Source organism: Bradyrhizobium sp. WCU1 (assembly GCF_053474805.1).
The window spans coordinates 7,153,658-7,175,662 of record NZ_CM130280.1; the positions used below are offsets into that span (position 1 = coordinate 7,153,658).

Annotated in this window: 22 protein-coding genes; 10 read left to right on the forward strand and 12 right to left on the reverse strand. The window is 64.9% G+C overall.

The window, feature by feature from the left end:
- Positions 1 to 6: 6 nt before the first annotated feature.
- Positions 7 to 1,182, forward strand: a complete 1,176-nt coding sequence (locus ACTUWL_RS33570; RefSeq protein WP_021079345.1) for an FAD-dependent oxidoreductase — start codon at positions 7 to 9, stop codon at positions 1,180 to 1,182.
- 140 nt (positions 1,183 to 1,322) lie between these two features.
- Positions 1,323 to 2,693, forward strand: coding sequence for a magnesium transporter (gene mgtE, locus ACTUWL_RS33575; protein WP_021079346.1), 1,371 nt, complete (start codon positions 1,323 to 1,325; stop codon positions 2,691 to 2,693).
- 155 nt (positions 2,694 to 2,848) lie between these two features.
- Here the strand turns inward: mgtE and mazG are convergent, their stop codons facing one another.
- Positions 2,849 to 3,709 carry a nucleoside triphosphate pyrophosphohydrolase gene (mazG, locus tag ACTUWL_RS33580; protein WP_021079347.1) on the reverse strand — a complete coding sequence of 287 codons (861 nt, stop codon included), beginning with the start codon at positions 3,707 to 3,709 and terminating at the stop codon, positions 2,849 to 2,851.
- 128 nt (positions 3,710 to 3,837) lie between these two features.
- Between mazG and queC the strand changes: the two genes are divergently transcribed.
- Positions 3,838 to 4,557 (forward strand): 7-cyano-7-deazaguanine synthase QueC, encoded by a 720-nt coding sequence (queC, locus tag ACTUWL_RS33585; protein WP_021079348.1) that lies wholly within the window; start codon positions 3,838 to 3,840, stop codon positions 4,555 to 4,557.
- A gap of 176 nt (positions 4,558 to 4,733) precedes the next feature.
- Here the strand turns inward: queC and ACTUWL_RS33590 are convergent, their stop codons facing one another.
- Genes ACTUWL_RS33590 through nthA form a run of 3 tightly spaced genes read right to left on the reverse strand, consistent with a single transcriptional unit; the run spans position 4,734 to position 6,396 of the window.
- Positions 4,734 to 5,111 (reverse strand): nitrile hydratase accessory protein, encoded by a 378-nt coding sequence (locus ACTUWL_RS33590; protein ID WP_021079349.1) that lies wholly within the window; start codon positions 5,109 to 5,111, stop codon positions 4,734 to 4,736.
- Positions 5,111 to 5,770 (reverse strand): nitrile hydratase subunit beta, encoded by a 660-nt coding sequence (gene nthB / locus ACTUWL_RS33595; protein ID WP_021079350.1) that lies wholly within the window; start codon positions 5,768 to 5,770, stop codon positions 5,111 to 5,113. The genes ACTUWL_RS33590 and nthB overlap by 1 nt, the downstream gene beginning before the upstream one ends.
- Positions 5,767 to 6,396: a nitrile hydratase subunit alpha gene (nthA, locus tag ACTUWL_RS33600; RefSeq protein WP_021079351.1), complete on the reverse strand. Its 630-nt coding sequence runs from the start codon at positions 6,394 to 6,396 to the stop codon at positions 5,767 to 5,769. Before nthA ends, nthB begins: the two co-directional genes overlap by 4 nt.
- 74 nt (positions 6,397 to 6,470) lie before the next feature.
- Between nthA and ACTUWL_RS33605 the strand changes: the two genes are divergently transcribed.
- Complete coding sequence (locus tag ACTUWL_RS33605; protein ID WP_021079352.1) at positions 6,471 to 7,277, forward strand: enoyl-CoA hydratase/isomerase family protein; 807 nt, start codon at positions 6,471 to 6,473, stop codon at positions 7,275 to 7,277.
- 6 nt (positions 7,278 to 7,283) lie between these two features.
- On the opposite strand, the gene ACTUWL_RS33610 is transcribed toward ACTUWL_RS33605, so the two are convergent.
- The 3 genes from ACTUWL_RS33610 to ACTUWL_RS33620 form a co-directional block, all read right to left on the reverse strand.
- Complete coding sequence (locus ACTUWL_RS33610; RefSeq protein ID WP_021079353.1) at positions 7,284 to 8,531, reverse strand: DUF763 domain-containing protein; 1,248 nt, start codon at positions 8,529 to 8,531, stop codon at positions 7,284 to 7,286.
- 239 nt (positions 8,532 to 8,770) lie between these two features.
- Complete coding sequence (locus ACTUWL_RS33615; RefSeq protein WP_021079354.1) at positions 8,771 to 9,307, reverse strand: DUF4142 domain-containing protein; 537 nt, start codon at positions 9,305 to 9,307, stop codon at positions 8,771 to 8,773.
- Positions 9,308 to 9,317: 10 nt separating this feature from the next.
- Positions 9,318 to 9,806: a YciE/YciF ferroxidase family protein gene (locus ACTUWL_RS33620; protein ID WP_021079355.1), complete on the reverse strand. Its 489-nt coding sequence runs from the start codon at positions 9,804 to 9,806 to the stop codon at positions 9,318 to 9,320.
- Positions 9,807 to 9,980: 174 nt separating this feature from the next.
- Here ACTUWL_RS33620 and ACTUWL_RS33625 point away from each other — a divergent pair, with 174 nt between their 5' ends.
- Entirely contained in the window at positions 9,981 to 10,184 is a 204-nt protein-coding gene (locus tag ACTUWL_RS33625) for a CsbD family protein (RefSeq protein WP_021079356.1), read from the forward strand.
- 203 nt (positions 10,185 to 10,387) lie between these two features.
- Here ACTUWL_RS33625 and ACTUWL_RS33630 read toward each other — a convergent pair whose 3' ends face one another.
- On the reverse strand, positions 10,388 to 11,161 hold the full coding sequence (locus ACTUWL_RS33630; protein WP_106940528.1) for an AraC family transcriptional regulator: 774 nt from the start codon (positions 11,159 to 11,161) through the stop codon (positions 10,388 to 10,390).
- A 173-nt stretch (positions 11,162 to 11,334) separates the two neighbouring features.
- Between ACTUWL_RS33630 and ACTUWL_RS33635 the strand changes: the two genes are divergently transcribed.
- From ACTUWL_RS33635 to ACTUWL_RS33655, 5 genes are all read left to right on the forward strand, one after another.
- The gene (locus ACTUWL_RS33635; protein WP_106940527.1) at positions 11,335 to 12,480 is read left to right on the forward strand and encodes an HlyD family secretion protein; all 1,146 of its coding nucleotides are present in this window, start codon (positions 11,335 to 11,337) and stop codon (positions 12,478 to 12,480) included.
- Entirely contained in the window at positions 12,477 to 14,051 is a 1,575-nt protein-coding gene (locus ACTUWL_RS33640) for a DHA2 family efflux MFS transporter permease subunit (protein ID WP_021079359.1), read from the forward strand. The genes ACTUWL_RS33635 and ACTUWL_RS33640 overlap by 4 nt, the downstream gene beginning before the upstream one ends.
- A gap of 370 nt (positions 14,052 to 14,421) precedes the next feature.
- A complete protein-coding gene (locus ACTUWL_RS33645; protein ID WP_021079360.1) occupies positions 14,422 to 15,441 on the forward strand; it encodes a TRAP transporter substrate-binding protein in 1,020 nt (339 codons plus the stop codon).
- 36 nt (positions 15,442 to 15,477) lie between these two features.
- Positions 15,478 to 17,364: a TRAP transporter large permease gene (locus tag ACTUWL_RS33650; RefSeq protein WP_021079361.1), complete on the forward strand. Its 1,887-nt coding sequence runs from the start codon at positions 15,478 to 15,480 to the stop codon at positions 17,362 to 17,364.
- A gap of 25 nt (positions 17,365 to 17,389) precedes the next feature.
- Positions 17,390 to 19,039 (forward strand): acyl-CoA synthetase, encoded by a 1,650-nt coding sequence (locus ACTUWL_RS33655; RefSeq protein ID WP_021079362.1) that lies wholly within the window; start codon positions 17,390 to 17,392, stop codon positions 19,037 to 19,039.
- Positions 19,040 to 19,049: 10 nt separating this feature from the next.
- On the opposite strand, the gene ACTUWL_RS33660 is transcribed toward ACTUWL_RS33655, so the two are convergent.
- From ACTUWL_RS33660 to ACTUWL_RS33675, 4 genes are all read right to left on the reverse strand, one after another.
- A complete protein-coding gene (locus ACTUWL_RS33660) occupies positions 19,050 to 19,517 on the reverse strand; it encodes a MarR family winged helix-turn-helix transcriptional regulator (protein ID WP_021079363.1) in 468 nt (155 codons plus the stop codon).
- Complete coding sequence (locus ACTUWL_RS33665; RefSeq protein WP_021079364.1) at positions 19,498 to 20,256, reverse strand: nitroreductase family protein; 759 nt, start codon at positions 20,254 to 20,256, stop codon at positions 19,498 to 19,500. Before ACTUWL_RS33665 ends, ACTUWL_RS33660 begins: the two co-directional genes overlap by 20 nt.
- Positions 20,257 to 20,407: 151 nt before the next feature.
- Complete coding sequence (locus ACTUWL_RS33670) at positions 20,408 to 21,214, reverse strand: MBL fold metallo-hydrolase (RefSeq protein WP_021079365.1); 807 nt, start codon at positions 21,212 to 21,214, stop codon at positions 20,408 to 20,410.
- The gene (locus tag ACTUWL_RS33675) at positions 21,211 to 22,002 is read right to left on the reverse strand and encodes a TatD family hydrolase (protein WP_021079366.1); all 792 of its coding nucleotides are present in this window, start codon (positions 22,000 to 22,002) and stop codon (positions 21,211 to 21,213) included. The genes ACTUWL_RS33670 and ACTUWL_RS33675 overlap by 4 nt, the downstream gene beginning before the upstream one ends.
- Positions 22,003 to 22,005: the final 3 nt, after the last annotated feature.

Here is a 22,005-nt window from a genome sequence, read left to right on the forward strand (position 1 = left end):
GGATCGATGTTCAATCGTCGGGCATTTCTCGGCGGCGGCCTGGCGAGCGCCGCGGTCGCAGGGATTTCAACGCGTGGCGCCGCCGACAACGCTGCGTTCGTCGATGCCCCCGCACTCCGGCCGGTCCTTGCGCGTCCGGACCGGATGTTTCGCGTCACCGTGTGCCTGCGTCCCTTCCGCGCCGCCGGTCCGCGCATCGAGGCGGAATGGATCGACGCGAAGTATGTCGTCCACAATTATGGACATGGTGGAAGCGGCTGGTCGCTGTCGTGGGGCGCCGCGCAGGAGGCCGTGCCGCTGGCCCTGCAATTGAGCACGCGCAATATCGCCGTCCTCGGCGCCGGCGCGATCGGCCTGACGACCGCAATCACAGCCCAGCGGATGGGCGCGACCGTCACGATCTATGCCAAGGAGCGTTTCCCTCAGGTGCGCTCGGCACGCGCGACCGGAGACTGGTCGCCGGATTCGCGCGTCGCGATGGAAGCCGATGTCGCGCCGGACTTCGCCGACCGCTGGGAGCGCATGGCGCGCACGACCTTCGCAGCCCATCAAAGCTATCTCGGCCTTGCCGGCAATCCGATCGAATGGACGGATCGCTATCTGCTCTCCGACGATGCTCCCGACGCCGACGGCCGTCCGCACCGGCGTCAGCATGCCTCGGCCGACGGCCAGAAGAAATTCCTCGAACTGCGCGGCCGCGTCCGGTCGCTCACGCCGCGATGGGACTTGCTGGCCGCCGGATCAAATCCATTTCCCGCGCCGTACGCCTGGAAAAGCGCCTCGCTGACCTACAACGTCACGGATCTCTATCGGCAACTGGAGGCAGAGTTTCAGCGCGCCGGGGGCCTCTTCGTGCCGATCGAGTTGCAGGCGCCGTCCGATCTTTCGAAGATCCGCGAAACCGTCATTGTCAATTGCACCGGCTATGGCGCCCGTGCGTTGTTTCGCGACGAGAGCATCGTTCCGGTGCGCGGCCAGATCGCCTGGCTCATTCCCCAGCCGGATGTCGGTTACGGCGTCTTCTACCGTAACCTCAGCGTGCTCGGCCGGCGCGACGGCATCGTCGTTCAGCCGGTCGGCGAGAACGACTATTTCGGTTTCAACGACGACAACGAAACGCCTGACTACGCCGCCGCGCGCCAGGCGGTGGAAGACGCGGCGAAGCTGTTCAGCCGGGCCTGATCGGCCGCGATCCCCCGAAATGTGACGGCGCCGTGAGGCGGCCTCACTGCTGCGCGCCTGGGACGCGCCGCCGCACTTTCTGTTTGAATTCTGCGCCGCCGTGGTTCATTCGCTGCTGGACGCACAGGCGAGGGTGATCGATGCAGAATTCAGGCGACACCATGACATTGGAGACGGTCGCGAGCCCGCACGGGGATATCGCCCATGAGCGGGCGCCCGAAATCGTCGAGGCGCTCAACGCCCGGGAACCGGCGGACGCCGCCAAGCTGCTGCGCTCGCTGCCGGCCGAGAAGGCGATCGAGGTGCTCGACCTGCCGGGGCTCGACAACACCTGCGAGATCCTGGCTGAGCTGCCGACGGACACCGCGGTGTCGCTGCTGTCGGGCGTCTCCGACGACCGCGCCGCCGACATCTTCAAGGAGCTGGTCGAGCCGCTGCGCACCACGCTGCTGAACGGGCTCAATCCGGAGACCCGCAGCGTCATCTCGGGGCTGCTGGCCTATCCCGAGCGCAGCGCCGGCAGCATCATGACGACCGAGTTCGTCAGCGTGCCCTCGACCTGGACCATCGCCGAGGTGCTGCATCACATCCGGATGGTCGAGCGCACCCGCGAGACTGTCTACTCGATCTTCGTGATCGACCCGGTCAAGAAGACCCTGATCCAGGCCGTGCCGCTGCGCCGCCTGATCTCGGCCGACCCGCACGCCAATGTGCTGACCGCGGCGCCGGCACGGAAGCCGCTGATGATCGCCCCCGAGGCCGACCGCATGGAGGCGGCGCGGCTGATCTCGCGCTACGATCTGCTCGCGGTCGCCGTCGTCGACGGCCCCGGCCACATCCTCGGCATCGTCACGGTGGACGACGTCATCGACGCCATCGTCGAGGAATCGACCGAGGACGCCCAGAAGTTCGGCGGCATGGAAGCGATCGACGAGCCATACTTGCGGATCGGCTTCGGCGAGATGATCAAGAAGCGCGCCGGCTGGCTGTGCGCGCTGTTCCTGTCGGAAATGCTGACCGCGACCGCGATGCAGTCGTACCAGAGCGAGCTCGAGAAGGCGATCGTGCTGACGCTCTTCATCCCGCTGATCATGAGCTCCGGCGGCAACTCCGGCTCACAGGCGACCTCGCTGCTGATCCGTTCGCTGGCATTGCACGAAGTGCGGCTGCGCGACTGGTGGCGAGTCGCGGTGCGCGAAGTCCCGACCGGTATCGTGCTCGGCTCTATCCTCGGCCTGATCGGTATTGTCAGGATCGCGCTCTGGCAGACCATGGGCCTGTTCGACTACGGCCCGCATTGGGGGCTGGTGGCCGCGACCGTCGGCGCCACGCTGATCGGCATCGTCACCTTCGGCTCGCTGTGCGGCTCGATGCTGCCGTTCGTCCTCAAGCGCATCGGCTTCGATCCCGCCAGCGCATCCGCGCCGTTCGTCGCGACGCTGGTCGACGTGACAGGTCTCGTGATCTATTTCGGCGTTGCCGCGGTTATCCTGCGCGGGACGCTGCTGTGAGGTGAGGCAGCGTCCTCAAACTCGCCGTCGTCCCTGCGAAAGCAGGGACCCATAACCACAGGCCATCGTTGTTGAGCGCAGCAGCAGTTCTGCTTGATCGCCTCGACGAATCTCTGGCGATGCCGCGGGACCGATACCGCCAACCAACCGATAGATCACGCGGTATGGGTCCCCGCTTTCGCAGGGACGACAGCGGTGGTTGTGGCGGCTGTTTTCGCCTCGTTCCACAGCGCATCCATCTCGTCGAGCGACGCGTTCTCCAGTGAACGTCCCTTTGCCGCCAGCGCCCGTTCGATATAGGCAAACCGCCGCTCGAACTTGGCGTTGGTCGCGCGCAGCGCGGTTTCCGGATCGGCGTCGACGTGGCGGGCGAGGTTGACCAGAGCGAACATCAGGTCACCGGTTTCCTCGGCGATCTCCTGCTTGTCGTTGCGGTCGAGCGCGGCCTCGATCTCATCGGCCTCCTCGCGGATCTTGGCGAGCACCGCGCGTGGGTCGTTCCAGTCGAAGCCGACGGTGGAGGCCTTGCGCTGCAACTCCATCGCGCGCGTCAGGGCGGGAAGGCCCGCCTTCACGCTCGCCAGCAGCGATGTGTGCGCGGTCTCCTCTGGCGGCCGACGTGCCGCGCGCTCGGCCTTCTCCTCCGCCTTGATGCGCTCCCAGGCGCTCTTGACACTGGCCGGCTGGATGTTGCCGTCCTTGTCGGCAAAGACATGCGGATGGCGGCGGATCATCTTCCTGGTGATCGCCTCGACCACGTCGCCGAAGGCAAATGCGTTCTGCTCCTCGGCCATCCTCGCGTGATAGACCACCTGGAGCAGGAGGTCGCCGAGTTCCTCGCGCAGATCGTCGAGATCGCCGCGCGTGATCGCGTCCGCGACCTCATAGGCCTCTTCGATCGTGTAGGGCGCGATGGTCTCGAAGTTCTGAATGAGATCCCATGGACACCCCGTCACCGGTGTCCGCAGCGCGGCCATGATCTCGATCAGGCGGGAAATGTCGCGGGAAGGGGTCATGGAGCACCGCTGGATGAGAGGTCGAGCCGTTATGCCAAATCGACCCAGTCGATCCCAGCAAAACGCGCCGGAATCGCGGCGCCGTCCACCGATTGGCCGCAGGGCGAAGGAGTGGTAAAGCCCGTTCCATGACCGAACAGAACGCTTCCGACACCGCGCTGGTGCTGTTTTCCGGCGGCCAGGATTCCACGACCTGTCTGGCCTGGGCCTTGTCGCGCTTCGCCCGCGTCGAGATGCTGGGCTTTTCCTACGGCCAACGCCATGCCGTCGAACTGGATTGCCGCGACCAATTGCTGGCCGGGATCAAACAGATGCGGCCGGACTGGGCGGCGAAGCTCGGCGACAGTCACACGCTCGCGATCCCGACGCTGTCGGACATTTCCGACACCGCGCTGACCCGTGACGTCGCCATCGAAATGGGCGCGGACGGGTTGCCGAACACCTTCGTGCCGGGCCGCAACCTCGTGTTCCTCACCTTCGCCGCGGCGCTGGCCTACCGGCGCGGCATCCGCCACATCATCGGCGGCATGTGCGAAACCGACTATTCCGGCTATCCGGATTGCCGCAACGACACCATCAAGGCCTTGCAGTCGGCGCTCAACCTCGGCATGGCCAGAAACTTCGAGCTGCACACGCCGCTGATGTGGCTCGACAAGGCCGCGACCTGGCGGCTCGCGCACGAGCTCGGCGGGGCAGGGCTGGTCGATCTGATCCGAGAGCGCTCTCACACCTGCTATCTCGGCGAACGCGGCGCGCAACATGATTGGGGCTATGGCTGCGGCGAGTGCCCGGCCTGCAGCCTGCGTGCCAAGGGTTGGCGGGAGTACGTCGCGCAGGGGGGCGCGTAACCGCGGCTGATGGCCTCCGCAGGGGCGCGCCGCCAAAATATTGAAAACAACCCCATGCAAAGGAGCTGGCGGTCGCCGGCGTTCGACACGGCGGCTTGACACGTCGGGCAACTCAGCCTTACTATTCTAAAATTCAGAAATCGTGCAGCTTCGGTTCACTGCTTTCGTGGGCGCCGCTACCCGAAATCCGCCGCCGTCAGTACGATCGGTTGGCCGTGCGGGGTGCGGTCGGCGGCGTGATCCCAGGCGTCGCGGTAGCGATGCAGCGTCTCGTGCGTCGTGACGCCCTTGGCGGCGACAAGGTGTTCGAGCGTCGCCAGCCAATGCTGATAATAGGTTTCGCCGGTGTCGGGATCGCCGGCGGCCTGCGCGCGTTTGATCTGGTCGGCGAGGGCCGCCGCCCATTCGGGCCAGGTGAACACGCCGCGGTCATGCAGCGTCAGTGCCATCGCGAACGCCTGTGCTTCCCAGGGCGCGCGAAACACCGGGCCGTCCTGATCGCGGGGAATGCTGGACACGGCACTGGTCGCGCGCGCGGCGGCGCCGGCATCCATCACACCGCCTCCAGATAGGGCTCGAACGCGTCGATCGAGACCTTGATGGTCGGATCCGAGTCCGGCCCCCACAGCTCACGTCCGTCGAACACGACGGTGTACAGCCATTGCGGATGCTCGCCGGCATCGTTGGCAGCCGTATCGGGAAAGACGTGACAGCCATGATCGCGCTCGACCACGCCGACATGACCGCGCACATAGCGCGGCAGCCGCGTGTGCGTGGCGGGATGGATGTTCTTCGCCCGCACCCGATCGCCGGCCTTGAACTTCGCCGGGGCCGGCGCCGCGCGGCCGAACTTGCCGCGCACCATGATGCGCTCGACATCGGGGATCGAGAACTTGCCGTGTTTGAGCGATTTCGCCGGCGCGACGGAATGTCCGGATGCGACGTCGTCCTTGGAGATATAGCCCTTGTCTAGCAGCAGGGCTTCCAGCCCAAGGAACCATTTTTTGTAATAGGAGCTCGACAGATAGACCTGCGGGGGCAGGGTCTCGCGATAGAAGCGCGAGGCGTCGATGTTGAAGGCGCCGGCCGCGCCCATCGCACGGACCATGGCGAGCACCCGCGATTCCCATTCCTCATGGAACATCGGCTCGTTCGGCTCGGGCTCGACCTTGCCGAACCCGTCCATGCCGCCCATGTCGTGGACGCCGTTCATGACGGAGCTCCCGGCGTCTTCGGGAATCCGGTGCCGATCATCGAATCGCGCGTCACGAGCTCGGCGAGCTGCTCCTCGCTCCAGCCCTCGGTACCGGCGGGCCGCATCGGCAGCACCAGGAAGCGCGTCTCGGCGGTCGAGTCCCAGACCCGGATTTCGGTTTCCTTCGGCAGGCTGACGCCGAAATCGGCCAGTACGCCGCGCGGATCCTTGACCGCGCGCGAACGGTACGGCGAGGCCTTGTACCAGACCGGCGGCAGGCCCAGCATCTCCCAAGGGTAACAGGAGCAGAGCGTGCAGACGACCATGTTGTGGCGACCGGGCGTGTTCTCGATCGCGACCAGATGGTCGCCGACCCGGCTGACATGGCCGAGGGTGCCGACTGCCTTGGAGGCGTCCTCGAGCAGCGCCTGCTTGAAGGCGGGATCGGCCCAGGCCTTGGCGACGACCCGGGCGCCGTTATGCGGGCCGATCTTGGTCTCATAGGCCTGCACGATGGCGTCGAGCGCGGCAGCCTCGACATAGCCTTTTTCGGTCAGGATCGATTCCAGCGCGCGGACGCGCAGTTCGGTCTCCGAAAGTTCGGAATGGTCGTGATCGTGGTGGTGATGATCATGTTCGCTCATGCCCAGAGAATAGGCGAAACCGCCATGCTATGTCGAGGCAAGCCGTACACAACAATGCGAGCTGGGAGGTATGCGTGGTTGACTATGTGACGATCGAAAAAGGCCTCGGGCCGGAGGGCCGCATCGCGGTGGTGCGGTTCGACCGCGGCGACGGGATCAACGCGCTGTCGCCGGAGGCGCTGCGGCAGCTGACCGATGCGGCGCGCAGTTTCGAGGACGATGCCGACACCTCGGTGGTGGTGCTGACCGGCGGCGCCAAATCGTTCAGCGCCGGCTTCGACCTCAAGGATGCCGAAGGGCGTTCGCGCGCGACCATGGACATGGGCATGCTGCGCCGCCACCTGAAGCTCGGGCCGCGGCTGACGCGCGCCTGGCAGGAGATGGAGCAGGTCACGATCGGCGCGATCGAGGGCTTCTGTGTCGGCGGCGGCGTGGCGCTCGCCGTCGCGCTGGATTTCCGCGTCATGGCGCGCGATGCGCATCTGCGGGTGCCGGAGATTGCGCTCGGCATGAACATGAGCTGGCAGAGCGTGCCGCGCATGCTGCATCTGATGGGCCCGGCGCGCACCAAGCAGGCGGTGATCCTGGCCGACGACCGGATTTCGGCTGCCGAGGCCTATGAATGGGGCTTGGTGGAGCAGGTGACTGATCCCGGCAAATCCTTCGAAGCCGCGATGGCGTTCGCGGCCAAGATCGCCGCCCAGCCGCCGATTTCGGTGGCGATGACCAAGCTGACGGTCAACCGGCTGGCGCATGCGCTCGACGATCTCGCCAGCCACATGGATCTCGACCAGTTCGCGCTGGCGAGCCTGACCGAGGATCACAAGGAAGGCGTTGCGGCGTTCCTCGGACGGCGCAAACCGCGCTTCAGGGGGCGCTGACGGGCGTCACTGCCGTTTGGGGATATCGCAGCCGGAGAGGTCGGCCTCCCAGCCGAAAACTGATCGGCCGTCGAGGCTTGGCGAACGGGCGCGCTCGTTGGCCACGAACGCATCGAAGGACGGGCCGGTTGCGGTCAGCTCCAGCCTGCGCGCCTGATCGTCCAGCCGCTTGAGTGCCTGCATCTCCTCGTCGCGGCCGAGCTTCGCCTGTTGTACCGCCGATTTCAGCACGCCGATGGTCTCGTCATAGACCTTGATCGGCACCGGAAACGGATGACGGTCTTTGCCGCCATGCGCGAGTGAGAACCGCGCCGGATCGCGGAAACGATACGGCGTCCCGTGAACGACTTCAGCGACCATGGCGAGCGACTCCACGGTGCGGGCGCCGACGCCGGGTGTGAGCAGCAGCTCGGGGAAGTCCAGCGGCCCGCGCTCGGCTGCGGCGGCGAGGGTGCCGTGCAGACGGCGGATGAACACGTCGCTCGAGCGCACATCGTGATTCGCAGGCATGATCAGATGCAACAGATCGCCCTGTGCCGCCACCTTCTCGGTCAGCTCGGCATATTCGCGCGCAACGCCGTCGGGACCGAGCCCGGCAAGCAAATCGAGCTGAGCCTGGCGTGAGGCATCGGCGCGGTGGTCGGTCAGATTGACGATCTCGCCCTGCGATGGTCCGTCGATCGCGCTGTGCGGCTCGTCAACGAAGCTGCGCAGGCCCTCGGAATGCCAGTGATAGCGCCGCGCCTGCCGCTTGCTGTCGCTCATGCCTTGCTGGACCACGGTCCATTTGCCGTCCGTGGTGACGAAGAAGCCGTGCAGATAGAGCTCGAACCCATCCTGGACCGCGGCGCTGTCGACCTTGGCGACCAGACGGCTGGCGCGGGTGAGCGCAACGCCGTCAAAGCCGGTCCGCTCGCCCAGCGCCGTCAGTTCGTCCGGCGTCCGGCGCGAATACCTGCCGCGGCCGCCGCAAACGTAGATGCCGAGCTCGTCCTGCAGCGGTGCCAGCCCGCGCTTGAGCGCGCCGATGACGCTCGTAGTGATTCCGGACGAATGCCAATCCATGCCCATCACGGCGCCGAACGACTGGAACCAGAACGGATGCGAGAGCCGCTGCAGGAACGCGTCACGGCCGTAATGATGGACCACGGCCTGCGTGATGATCGCGCCCAACGTCGACATGCGCTCCGCCAGCCACGGCGGCACGCGCCCACCATGCAGGGGCAGATCAGCGCTGCCGGTACGTCGGGCCATCGGTCTCCAAACCTTGGATCACGCCTTCGATCGAGCCTCGATGCAACGTCCGTGACGAGAGGCAGACTATCCTCGCCGATCAGCCTGTAATCGACTCGTTAGCAACCCGTCGAGGATCGCGAGGGATTGTGGTCGCCAAACGCCTCGCTGTCGACCCCGCGGAGGCCCGACCGGAACATCCGGGCGATGGCCAAGAAGGGCCGCCGGCAGCCGGATCCGGGGCTGCCGGCGACTGGCAATTACTTTCGGTTCTTGTCCAGGTCCTGCGCCATCGCGAGATGGTGCTTGAGCGCGAGCAGGGTCCGATCAGCCCAGTCCTTCAGCTTCACATCCTCGCCGCCCTTGGCGTAGCGTTCAAACAGTGAGACCGCATCCTTGTGGGCGCTGACCTGCATCGGATCATATTCGCTGGCGAAATTGTCCGGCTTGGTGTTGCGCAGCACGTCGAGCTTCTTCTGTGAGCTGTCGTCGAGGCCGGTCGGCAATGCAGCCTTCATCTCGCCGCTGACCAACGCCTTCAACTCGGTACTGGTCTTGGTATGGTCCGTGATCATCTGGTCGGCGAACTTCTTTTCCGCCGCATTGCCCTTCTGCTGGGCGATCTTCGCTGCTTCGATCTCCAGCATGTCGCTCAAGGCCACTTCCTTGATGAAGTCTTCCGTTTTCGGTGCGACGCCAAGCACGGAATTGACACCGGTCTTCTCGCCGACCGATTGGGCCAGCGCGGGCAGGGTCAGCCCGCAACTGATGGCAATAGCCAGAATAGTTCGCTTCATGCGCGTCTCCTCAGGCCGCCTCGGCATTGATGGCGCTGATGGCGAGCTTGCTGAGGGCTTCATCCGTCTTCTTTTCCTCGGCCAGGGTCTGGTCGATGAGCTTGACGGCGTCCTTCATGTTGAGCTTGGTCGCCCATGCTTTTAGTGTGCCGTAACGCGCGATCTCGTAGTGCTCGACCGCCTGGGCCGCAGAGACTAGGCCCGGATCGAGCGCCGGCGTGTCGGCATACTCTTCCATGATCTCCTTGCCTTCGTCGAGGATGCCCTCGATGGCGTCGCACTTCTTGCCGCGCGCCGGCTTGCCCATCAGATCGAAGATCTGCTCAAGCCGATCGATCTGGCCTTCGGTCTCGTCATGGTGCTTCTCGAAAGCCGCACGCAACTGCTCGGATTCGGCGGCCTTGGCCATCCGCGGCAGTGCCTTGAGGATCTGTTTTTCGGCGTAGTAGATGTCCTTGAGGGTGTCCAGGAAGAGGGCGCTCAGGTCTTTCTCCGGCATTGGTGTCGCTCCGTGGGGGTTGATCTGTACCCACAACAGGGACCCTGCAATGTCGTTCCTATCTGTCCTGGTTCAGGCGCGGACTTATGACTGCGCAGCTTTGACGCATCGCTCGCCAGGAACGAAGCGTCGGCGCACCCGTTGGACGATCTCATCTTTCAACGGAGGATCGCGATGGATTGGAATCGTGTCGAAGGCAACTGGAAGCAAATGAAGGGTAAGATCAAGGAGCAGTGGGGCAAGCTGACCGATGACGATCTCGATGTGATCGCCGGCAAGCAGGACCAGCTCGAAGGCCGTTTGCAGCAGCGCTACGGCTATGCCAAGGATCAAGCCACGAAGGAAGTGAATGACTGGTACGGCCGCCAGGAATGGTGACCGCTGCGCATTCCAGGGCCCCGCTTGCGGGGCCCTTTGCTTTGCGCCGCTTGGAATAGGGGCCAATGTCAAACGTTCAAGGCGTGCCGTCATCGCCTCGAGCAAGGGGCATCCAGCCGATCACGGTCCGACCGACCCAGCCTCGCCGCGAGGGGATTGGTCTATGACTGAAGTTGAAGCCCGTATGACGCGAAGACGGTGCCCTAACCCTCGCCTAGATACTGGCTCGGAGCAATGCCGAAGGTTCGCTTGAACATCGCGGCGAATGCGCTGGGGCTCTGATAGCCGTGCTCCATCGCGACCTCCAGGATCGATGCACCGGCGGCAAGCCGCGGCAGGCTCAGCATCAGCCGCATGCGTCGCCGCCACTCGCCGAAGCTCATTCCGAGTTCCTTCTGAAACAGTCTGGCCAGCGTACGGCCGCTCATGGCGCACTCCGCCGCCAGGCTTTCCAGCGTGACCTCCGAAGCAGGGTCCGCGATCATGGCGTTGCAGAGGTTGGCGAGGCGCGGATGATTTGGCATCGGCACGTGCATCGACAAGCGAGGCGCCAGGCGAACCTCATCCAGGATCAGCCGCATGACCCTCTCGTCGCGGCTATCGGTGTCGTAGTCGAGCGGAATGGCGGTCGCGGCGACGACCAGCGAGCGCAGCAGGGCGGAGACCTCGATCACCTCGCAGTCCGGTGACAGGTCCGGTAGCGCGTCGGGCACGACGAACACCGTACGCATCTCCACTTGTCCCGCGATGCGGATAGCATGCGCTATGCCGGCCGGCATCCAGACCGCGCGACCGCTCGGCACCACCCAGCTTCCCGATGGGCAGGTAACGGTCATGACACCGGCTATGGCATGCACCAATTGCGCCCGTGGATGGCTGTGGGGTGCGATGATCTCTCCATCGCAGTGGCTGCTCGCCATCGCGGCAAGCGGCCGTGGTGCAAGCTGGCAGGCTTCGTGAGTGCGGGCGATGTCCATTTCACGACGATTGTTGACCTAACTGCGCGCGAATGACAAGCGGGGCAGGGCTATGACCTCTGACAAACTGCCACCGCGGCGGCGCTTCCTTCAGCGTCTCCGAGCGCGGGGGATCATTTTGTGACGGCCGACGGCGAGTTCCGTTGGTCGAAGGTCTACGCATGTCAGGTTCAATGACTCAACTCAGCTTCAATTCGACTCCGTCCAGCGCCGCGAACATATCCACCTTCCTGCGGACCGGCCGCCGCTGGTTGCCGCAGATTGGCGGTGCTCTCGCCGGGCTGCTCGCGCTGACCTATGGCGCGCATTGGTGGTTGTCGGAACGCTTCATCGAGACGACGGACAACGCCTATGTCCGCGCCGACGTCGCCGTCATCAGTTCACGTATCGCCGGTCATATCGCGACCGTCGTGGTGTGCGACAATCAGGCCGTCCGCCGTGGCGACGTGCTGGCCAAGCTCGATGACGCGCCGTACCAGGCAAGACGCGACCAGGCGAAGGCCGCCGTTGCGGCAGCGCAGGCTGATGTCGTCGTCGAGACGGCCGCCATCGCGACGATCGATGCGCAGTTGGCGCAGCAGCGCAGCCTGATCGTCCAGGCGGGCGCCGAGACGGTGACGGCCGAAGCGGAGGTACAGCGGACGTCGCTTGAATTGCAGCGTCAGGAGGCGCTGGTCGCGCGCGAGGTTGCAAGCCGCCAGCGCCTGGAGAGCGCGGAGGCGGACCAGAAAAAATCCGTGGCAACGCTTGCCGCGGGGCGTGCGGCTCTGGCCGGCCAGCACGACCGCCTGACCGTGTTGACCGAGCAACGACAGGGCAGGCTGGCGACGCTGGAAAAGGCACGCGCGGCCGTGTCCCAGGCACAGGCGACGCTGGAGCTGTCGCTCATCGATGTCGCCAACACCGTGATTCGTGCGCCGGTGGACGGCGTGGTCGGACAGCGCACGATTCGCGTCGGGCAATATGTCGATCCCGGCCAGCCGCTGCTTGCGGTGGTGCCGGTCCAGGCTGTTTACGTGGTTGCCAACCTGAAGGAGACCCAGCTCGACCGGGTTATGGTGGGACAGCCGGTAGCGCTCGACGTCGATGCATTCGACGGCGAACCGCTGTCCGGCCATGTCGAGAGCTTTGCGCCGGCGTCCGGTGCGCAGTTCGCCCTGCTGCCGCCCGACAATGCCACCGGCAACTTTACCAAGATCGTGCAGCGCCTGCCCGTGCGGATCAGTATTGATCCCGGGCAACATCGCGCAGCCGATTTGCGGCCGGGTCTGTCGGTGGTCGCGAGGATTGATACGCGCCGCGGCGAAGCGCAGCGATGAGCGCTCAGGAGAGGGCTGACGGCGCCGAGCCGAAGGTCGAGCTGCGAGCGTGGGTTGCCGTGATCGGCGGCGTGTTCGGCTGCTTCATGGCCGGCATGAATGTGCACGTTACCAACGCCTCGCTGCCGGACATCCGCGGCTCACTCGGAGCCACCTTCGAGGAGGGCTCCTGGATCACCACGGCCTATCTGGTGGCCGAGATCATCGTGATTCCGCTGACCGGCTGGCTGGTGTCGGCATTCTCGATGCGGCGGGTGCTGATCGTCGGCACCACGGGCTTTCTGTTGTTCTCGGTGGCGTGCTCGCTCGCACCGACGATCGGCGCCATGATCGCGGCGCGGGCGTTGCAGGGCGCATTTGGCGGGGTCTTGATCCCATTGTCGTTCCAGCTCATTGCAACCGAATTGCCGCTGTCGCGCCGTCCACTCGGGATGGCCCTGTTCGCCGTCGCCAACAATGTCGCGCAGGCTGCGGGACCTTCGATCGGCGGCTGGCTGACCGACGTCTATTCCTGGCGCTGGATCTTCTATCTGCAGATTCCGCCCGGGCTCGCGCTGCTGGCCGCGATCGCCAGGTCGATCAGGCCGCAGGCGGTGCACGCCGCCGGGCTGCGCAATGGCGACTGGGGCGGCATCGCGACAATGGCGCTCGGCCTGAGCGCGATGCAGATCGTACTGGAGGAGGGTGGCCGTAGGGATTGGTTCGCCTCACCTTTCATCGTTCAGACCTCGATCCTCGCCGCGACCAGCCTTCTGCTGTTCGTCGTGATCGAGCTGCGCGCCACCACGCCGTTCATCAATCTGCGGCTGCTCGGCCGTTATAATTTTGGGCTCGCGAGCTTCATGCAGTTCACCTTTGGCGCGGTGGTGTTCGGCGTGGTGTTCCTGGTGCCGAACTATTTTGCCGAGTTGCACGGCTACAATGCCCGCGAAATCGGACTCGCCATGATTCCCTATGGCCTGGTTCAGTTCGCGATGTCGTTCATGACCCCGCCGCTGATGAAGCGGGTGGGGACGCGATGGATCATCGTGCTCGGCTTCGTTCTGGTCAGCATTGGCTGCTTCATGAATATTCATCTCGATCACGATGCCGCGCGCAACGTGATCATTCCGTCACTCATCGTGCGGGGCATTGGCCAATCGCTGGTGGTCGTTGCCTTGTCGGTCATGGCGGTCCGCGGGATCGAACAAGCGCAACTTGGGTCGGCTTCGGGGCTGTTCTCGACGGTTCGCAATGTCGGCGGTGCGATCGGGATCGCGATCGCGAGCCAGATCGTGGTCGAGCGTGAGAAGCTCCACGCATCGCGGATCGGCGAGGCGATGACGGTCTTCAGCCCAGAAACCCGCGAGCGCGTCATCGCGTTGGTACGCCGGTTGGGGGGCCTCTACGTGGATCGTGTCGCAGCCTTGCATGCCGCAGTCACCGCGCCGCTGCGGCAGCAGGCGATAGCCTTGCTCGACAGCCTCGTCCATCGCGACGCGCTGATACTCGCCTATAGCGATACGTTCCTGCTTGCAGGTATCGCCATGGCATTTTGTGCGCTGGCAGCTCTTGTCTTGAAGGACTCGTGATGAGTTGGTCGTGGGGGGCCACGATTGGCTGTGGCGCAGGCTTGCTTGGAGCCACGGGTATAATCAGAATTCGCATAAGGTATATTATGGAATATTTATATCTACAATTAGATCAGATATTTAGTGGGAAATCTTCGCATTGGACAGCAGCACGGCGTCGGTTCAGACCTGTCTCGGCCGTTGCTGGGGCTCGCCCGGACAATCGTCGCGGTTCACATGCAAGCGTCTCGTCAGAAAGCCGATATTGCCGCGGCGTACGGACGCTGCAATAAGCCCCAGCTGTGCAGAGATCGCTGGTGACCCCGCGGCATCAGGTCCGTATAGGATGGCATCTCAGAACAACAACAAGCCTCTCGAGGGAGCAACACCAATGAGCTTTTCACGACGCACGCTGCTGAAGGTTTCCGCCGCTTCCGCCGTCCTGGGCGGAATTGGCGCGCCGTATGTCGCGCGCGCCCAGTCGGCCGAGTTCTCCTACAAGTTCGCCAACAACCTGCCGGAATCGCATCCGCTGGTGGCGCGCGCCCGGGAGATGTCTGCGGCGATCAAGACCGAGACCAACGGCCGGTTCGACCTTCAGGTGTTCCCGAACAATCAGCTCGGCTCGGATACCGACGTGCTGAGCCAGGTGCGCTCCGGCGGCGTCGAGTTCTTCACGCTGTCCGGCCTGATCCTGGCGACCCTGGTGCCGGCGGCTTCGATCAACGGTATCGGCTTCGCATTCCCGGACTATCCCACGGTCTGGAAGGCCATGGATGGCGACCTCGGCGCCTATGTCCGTGGCGAGATCAAGAAGGCCGGCCTCGAGGTCATGGACAAGATCTGGGACAACGGCTTCCGCCAGACCACGTCGTCGACCAAGCCGATCAACGGACCGGACGACTTCAAGGGGTTCAAGATCCGCGTGCCAGTGTCGCCGCTGTGGACCTCGATGTTCAAGGCGTTCGACGCCTCGCCCGCCTCGATCAATTTCAGCGAGGTCTATTCGGCGCTGCAGACCAAGATCGTCGAGGGCCAGGAGAACCCGCTGGCGCTGATCTCGACCGCGAAGCTGTATGAAGTCCAGAAGTATTGCTCGCTGACCAACCACATGTGGGACGGCTTCTGGTTCCTGATGAACCGTCGTGCCTGGGCGGCTCTGCCTGACGATATCAAGACCATCGTCGCCAAGCACGTCAACGCGGCCGCCGTGAAGGAACGCGAAGACACCGAGAAGCTGAACGCGACCGTGAAGCAGGAACTCGCGGGTAAGGGTCTCGTGTTCAACCAGCCCGAGGTCGGGCCGTTCCGCGACAAGCTCCGCACCGCCGGCTTCTACGCCGAGTGGAAGGGCAAGTACGGCGACAAGGCCTGGGAGCTGCTCGAGAAGTCCGTCGGCAAACTGTCCTGATCGTCAAGCGGGAGGCTCGCCAGCGGGAGATTTGCTATGGCTCATGTCGAGATGACGCCGGCCGTGGCCGGCGAGGCGGCGTCACAGCCCCCTCGCCGCCGCTCTGTTCTCGGTGCCATCGATGCGGCGCTGGGATGGCTGGTCGAAATCCCGGCGGCGATCCTTGTCGTCGCCGAGGTCGTCATCCTGTTCGCGGGCGTGGTGGCGCGCTACGTGCTGCACACGCCGCTGATCTGGTCCGACGAGCTGGCGTCGATCCTGTTCCTGTGGCTTGCGATGTTGGGATCAGTGGTCGCGCTCCGCCGCGGCGAGCACATGCGCATGACGGCCTTGGTGGCAAGCGCCGGACCGCGGCTCTGGGCCTATCTCGACGTCGTCGCGACCTGCGCCGCGCTGGCGTTCCTGGTCCTGATCGTGCACCCGGCCTATGAATACGCCTACGAGGAAAGCTTCATCACGACGCCGGCGTTGCAGATCTCCAATACCTGGCGCGCCGCGGCGCTGCCGGTCGGGATCTGCCTGATGGCGTTGTTCGCGCTGCTGCGGCTGGCCCGCGCCGGCGATTTCAAGACCTTCCTGCTGGCCGCCCTGACGGTGGTTGCCTTGATCGGGGTGTTCTGGCTGGCGCAACCGATGTTGCGGCCGCTCGGCAACCTCAACCTGATCATCTTCTTCGTCGGCGTGGTCGGCTTCTGCGTGTTCGCCGGCGTGCCGATCGGCTTTGCCTTCGGGATGGCGATCTTCGGCTATCTGGCGCTGACGACGCGGACGCCGTTGATGGTGCTGGTCGGCCGGATGGACGAGGGCATGAGCCACCTGATCCTGCTGTCGGTGCCGCTGTTCGTGTTCCTCGGCCTGCTGATCGAAATGACCGGCATGGCGCGCGCGATGGTGGCCTTCCTGGCCAGCCTGCTCGGGCACGTCCGGGGCGGCCTGCACTACGTGCTGGTCGGCGCGATGTATCTGGTGTCAGGCATTTCCGGATCGAAGGCCGCCGACATGGCGGCGGTCGCACCGGTGCTGTTTCCCGAAATGAAGGAACGCGGCGCCAAGCCTGGCGATCTGGTCGCCCTGCTCGCCGCGACCGGAGCGCAGACTGAAACCATTCCGCCGAGCCTGGTGCTGATCACGATCGGCTCGGTCACCGGCGTCTCGATCTCGGCGCTGTTCACCGGCGGCCTGCTGCCGGGCGTCGTGCTGGCAATCACCCTGTCGGCGCTGGTGTGGTGGCGTTACCGCGGCGAAAACCTCAGCCACGTCCAGCGCGCCACGCGAAGCGAGATCGGCAAGGCCTTCATCTACGCCCTGCCCGCATTGGCGCTGCCGTTCGTGATCCGCTACGCGGTGGTCGAAGGCATCGCCACCGCGACCGAGGTCTCGACCATCGGCATCGTCTATGCGTTCCTCATCGGCCTCCTGATCTATCGCAAGTTCAACTGGCGGCGGCTCGTGCCGATGCTGATCGACACGGCGTGCCTGTCGGGCGCGATCCTGTTCATCATCGGCACCGCCACCGGCATGGCCTGGGGCCTGACCCAGTCCGGCTTCTCGCGGGCGCTGGCGGCGGCGATGGCCGGATTGCCCGGCGGGTCGGCGACCTTCATTGCGGTGTCGATCCTGGCCTTCGTGATCCTCGGCAGCGTGCTCGAGGGCATCCCGGCGATCGTGCTGTTCGGGCCGCTGCTGTTTCCGATCGCGCACCAGGTCGGCGTCCACGAGGTGCACTATGCCATGATCATCATCCTGGCGATGGGCATCGGGCTGTTCGCGCCGCCGTTCGGCGTCGGCTATTATGCCGCCTGCGCCATCGGGCGCGTCGATCCGGCCGAGGGTATCCGGCCGATCTGGGGTTACATGCTGGCGCTGTTGATCGGCCTGATCATCGTCGCCATCTTCCCCTGGATATCGATCGGTTTCCTTTAGAGCACCTAGCGGATGGGATAGAGCCATGAGTGCAGCTCAAAATCAGTACTCGATCGGGCTGGACAAGACATCAGCCAATTACGTGCCGCTGACGCCCCTGAGCTTCCTGGCGCGCTCGGCCGCGGTCTATCCCGACCATGTCAGCGCCGTCTATGAGGGGCGCAGCTTCACCTGGAAGCAGACCTATGAGCGCTGCAAGCGGTTCGCGTCCTATCTCGCGGGCCATGGCATCGGCCATGGCGACACGGTCGCGGCGATGCTGCCGAACATCCCGGCGATGAACGAGCTGCATTTCGCGGTGCCGATGACCGGCGCGGTGCTGAACGCGCTGAACATCCGGCTCGATGCGGCATCGATCGCGTTCCAGCTCGACCATGGCGGCGCCAGGATTATCCTCGTCGATCCCGAATTCGCCGGCGTGATCGCGGAGGCGTTGACGCTGATGGAGGGCCCGAAGCCTTTCGTCATCGACGTCGATGATGCCGCATTCAGCGGCGGCAAGCGGATCGGCGCGATCGAGTATGAGGCGGCGGTCGCGGCAGGCGATCCCGCATTCGCCGAGCGGCCGCCGGCCGACGAATGGAATGCGATCGCGCTGAGCTATACGTCGGGCACGACCGGCAATCCGAAGGGCGTGGTGACCCATCACCGCGGCGCCTATCTCAATGCCGTCAGCAACATCCTCGCCGGCAATCTCGGCCAGCATCCGGTCTATCTCTGGACGCTGCCGATGTTTCATTGCAACGGCTGGTGCTTCCCCTGGACGATCGCGGCGACCGCCGGCGTCAATGTCTGTCTGCGCAAGGTCGATCCCGCAAAAATCTTCGAGCTGATTCCGAAGCACGGCGTCACCCATATGTGCGGCGCGCCGATCGTCTACAACACGCTGATCAATGCGCCTGACGCACCGAAGGGCGGCAAGGTGAAGCCGGTCACAGGCCTGATCGCCGGCGCGGCGCCGCCGGTTGCGGTGCTCGAGGGTGCCGAGCGCATCGGCATCAAGCTGACGCATGTCTACGGCCTGACCGAGGTCTACGGCCCCGCTTCCGTCTGCGCCGAGCAGCCGGGCTGGGACGAGCTGTCGGCCGATGCGCGCGCGCAGCTGAAGCGGCGTCAGGGCGTCTCCTATCCGCTGCAGGAAGGCGTCACGGTGCTCGATCCCGAGACCATGCGCGAGGTGCCGCGCGACGGCGAGACCATCGGCGAGGTCATGTTCCGCGGCAACATCGTGATGAAGGGCTACCTGAAGAACGAGAAGGCGACGCAGGAAGCCTTTGCCGGCGGCTGGTTTCACACCGGCGATCTCGGCGTGCTCGACGCGCACGGTTACGTCATCATCAAGGACCGCTCCAAGGACATCATCATCTCCGGCGGCGAGAACGTCTCCTCGGTCGAGGTTGAGGACATCCTCTACAAGCACCCGGCCGTGCTGTTCGCGGCGGTCGTCGCAAAACCCGATCCGAAATGGGGCGAAGTGCCCTGCGCGTTCATCGAGCTGAAGGACGGCGCCAAGGCGACCGAGGCCGAAATCATCGCCTATTGCCGCGAGCACATGTCGGGCTTCAAGACACCGAAATCGGTGGTCTTCGGGGCGGTCCCGAAAACATCCACGGGCAAGATCCAGAAATTCCTGCTGCGCAACGAGGTCGGCTCGGCCAAGGCGATCTCGGCCTGAGCCGTGGCGCTCAGCCCTCCGCGAGGCGGCCGAGCAGATCGTACAGGAGCTTCTTCTGGTCTGCCTTGAGCGGCGCCAGCGTCGTCGCCGTGCATTCGATCTCGATCGGGATCAGTTGCTCGACCAGCGCTGTGCCGGACGCGGTCAGGTCGATCAGGACCAGCCGCTTGTCGGTCGGATCGCGCCGTGTCGCAACCAGACGCCGCTTCTTCAGCCGCAAGACGACGTCGCGGATATTGGCGGGCTCCATCGCAACCAGGCGTCCCAGCAGATTCTGCGACAGTGCCCCGCGCTCGTAGAGCCGGGCCAGCGTCGCGTATTGCGGCGCTGTCAGATCGTAGGAGCCGATCCGCTCCACAAGGTTGGACGACGCGCGCTGATAGGCCCGACGCAGCAGGAAACCGACCTGGTCCTCCAGCCTATAGTCCGGCGCGACACGCCTTGCTGGTGCCGCTGCTTTAGTCGACGTTCTCGGCATCGCGGTACATCACCTTGTGGCGCGTGGTCGAAACCCATTCGTCAATCTGGGCTTCGGTCATGAAGTGCTGATCATCGAACCTGTTCCAGTTGCTGATGTCGGTGAGGCTCTTCTTCCAGCGCTTGTAGGGCGGCTTGGCCGGCGGACCGAAGCACATGATGTCGAGCACGGACAATTCGTCGGGGATGCCGAGCAGCGGCTTCATCGCCTGCTGAGCCTTCTCCTGCCCGATCGCGGTCACCCACCAGACATTATAGCCGAGGGCCGCCGCCGCGAGGTGCGCCGACATCGTCGCGGCCGCCACGCTCTGCAGCAGGATCCGCTCGGCATTCTGCTTGTACATCTTGTCGAGCTCGGAGCCGTCATTGAGTACCGGAAACGCCTTGACCCAGCGGAAGTCGCTCGCGACCACGATGAAGCCCGGGGCCGATGCGAGGCCGCGATAGTCGGGCGTCGGGAACTTCATCTTGAGCCGGGCGCGGGCGACCTGCTCCTCGCGGAAATACTCGGTGATCCTGTTCTTCAGCTCCTGATCGGTGACGGCAATGAAGTGCCAGGGCTGCGCATTTGCGCCCGATGGCGCGTGCCGCGCCGCCTCCAGAACCATGTCGTAATGCTCACGCGGCATCACGTAGCCGGAATCGAAGGCGCGTGTGGTCAGCCGGTTCTTCACGACGTCCATCAGCGCGTCATATCGCGTGCGGTCCGTATAGTCCCGCGCGGCCAAAGCCTCTGCCATTGGGTCCTCCCGATATTGTTATGATCATAACGATATCCAAAGTCCGCGAAAGGTCAATCCCGGGCTGCGAAGGCGGGCGGCAGCCTGGCGTGCGGAATCCCGCGCGATCGGATGAACGCGCGCGGCCCGGTCGTCACGGTCGTTGACGTCTTCAGCCCGCCCGGTCGAGCGTCAGCCGCATGCCGTCATAGGCCGGGATCACGCCGGCCGGCAGGCTCTGCCGCAGCACCTCGTAGTCGAGGTCGGAATGCATGTTGGTGATCACGGCGCGCTTCGGCTTGAAGCGTTCGATCCACGACAGCGCATCCGCAACGCTGAAATGGCTCGGATGCGGCGCATAGCGCAGGCCGTCGACGATCCAGAGATCGAGGCCTTGCAGCGCCGGCCAGCTCTCCTCGGGAATGTCGTGCAGATCGGGCGTGTAGGCGGCATCGCCGATGCGGTAGCCGAGCGCCGGAATCCGGCCGTGCTGCACCAGGAAGGCCTCGAGCTTCAGCGGACCGCCCTTCCCCGTGACCGTATGGCTCTCGCCGGCCTCGATCGAATGCCGGGTTAGGATCGGCGGATAGTCGCTGCCTTCAGGCGAGATGAAGCAATAGGAGAACCGCGCCATGATGTCCTTGGCGGTCGACTGGTTGAAGTAGACCGGGATGCGGCGGCGCTGGTGCAGCACCACCGAGCGCAGATCGTCGATGCCGTGGGTCTGGTCGGCATGCTCATGGGTCAGGAACACCGCGTCGATATGCTCGACACTGGCGTCGATCAACTGCTCGCGCAGGTCGGGCGCGGTGTCGATCACGACCCGCGTGGTGCCGTGCTCCATGGTGCGCTCGGCCATGATCGAGCAGCGGCGGCGGCGGTTCTTTGGATTGCTGGGATCGCAGGCGCCCCAGCCGAGCGCCGGGCGCGGCACGCCGGCGGAAGAGCCGCAGCCCAGGATGGTCAGTGTCAGCGTCATGCAGCTACCTTCGGCGTCGGCACCTTGGAGAACAGCCGGAAGAAGTTTTCGGTGGTCTGCCGTGAGATATCTTCCAGCGAGACGCCGCGTGTTTCGGCGAGCACCTTGGCGACCTCGACGACGTAGGACGGCTCGTTGCGCTTGCCGCGGAATTTGCCGGGCGCGAGATACGGCGCGTCGGTCTCGACCATGATGCGGTCGGCCGGCAGCTCGGCGGCCAGCGCGCGCAGCGCGTCCGACTTCTTGAAAGTCAGGATCCCCGTGAACGAGATCGACAGCCCAAGCGCAATCGCCTTCATCGCGAGCTCGCGGCCGCCGGTGTAGCAATGCAGCACCGCCTTGAACGGGCCCTTCGCGACTTCGTCCTCCAGGATGCGGCCGCAATCCTCGTCGGCCTCCCGGGTGTGGATGACGAGCGGCAGGCCGGTCGCGCGTGCGGCCGCGATATGCGCGCGAAAGCCCCGCTCCTGCGCCTCGCGCGAGCCATGCTCATAGAAATAATCCAGCCCCGCCTCGCCGAGCGCCACGACCTTCGGGTGTTTGGTCAGCTCGATCAGCTCGCTGGCCGGAATGCCGTCCTCTTCATCGGCGTGATGCGGATGGGTGCCGACCGAGCAGTAGACGTCCGGAAAGCGCTCCGTGATCGCAAGCAGGCCGCCGAGCCGCTTCACCCGGGTCGAGATCGTGACCATGCGGCCGATGCCGGCCGCTTCGGCGCGGGCGACGATCCCGTCGAGATCGTCGGCGAAGTCGGGGAAATCGAGGTGGCAGTGACTGTCGACCAGCATGAA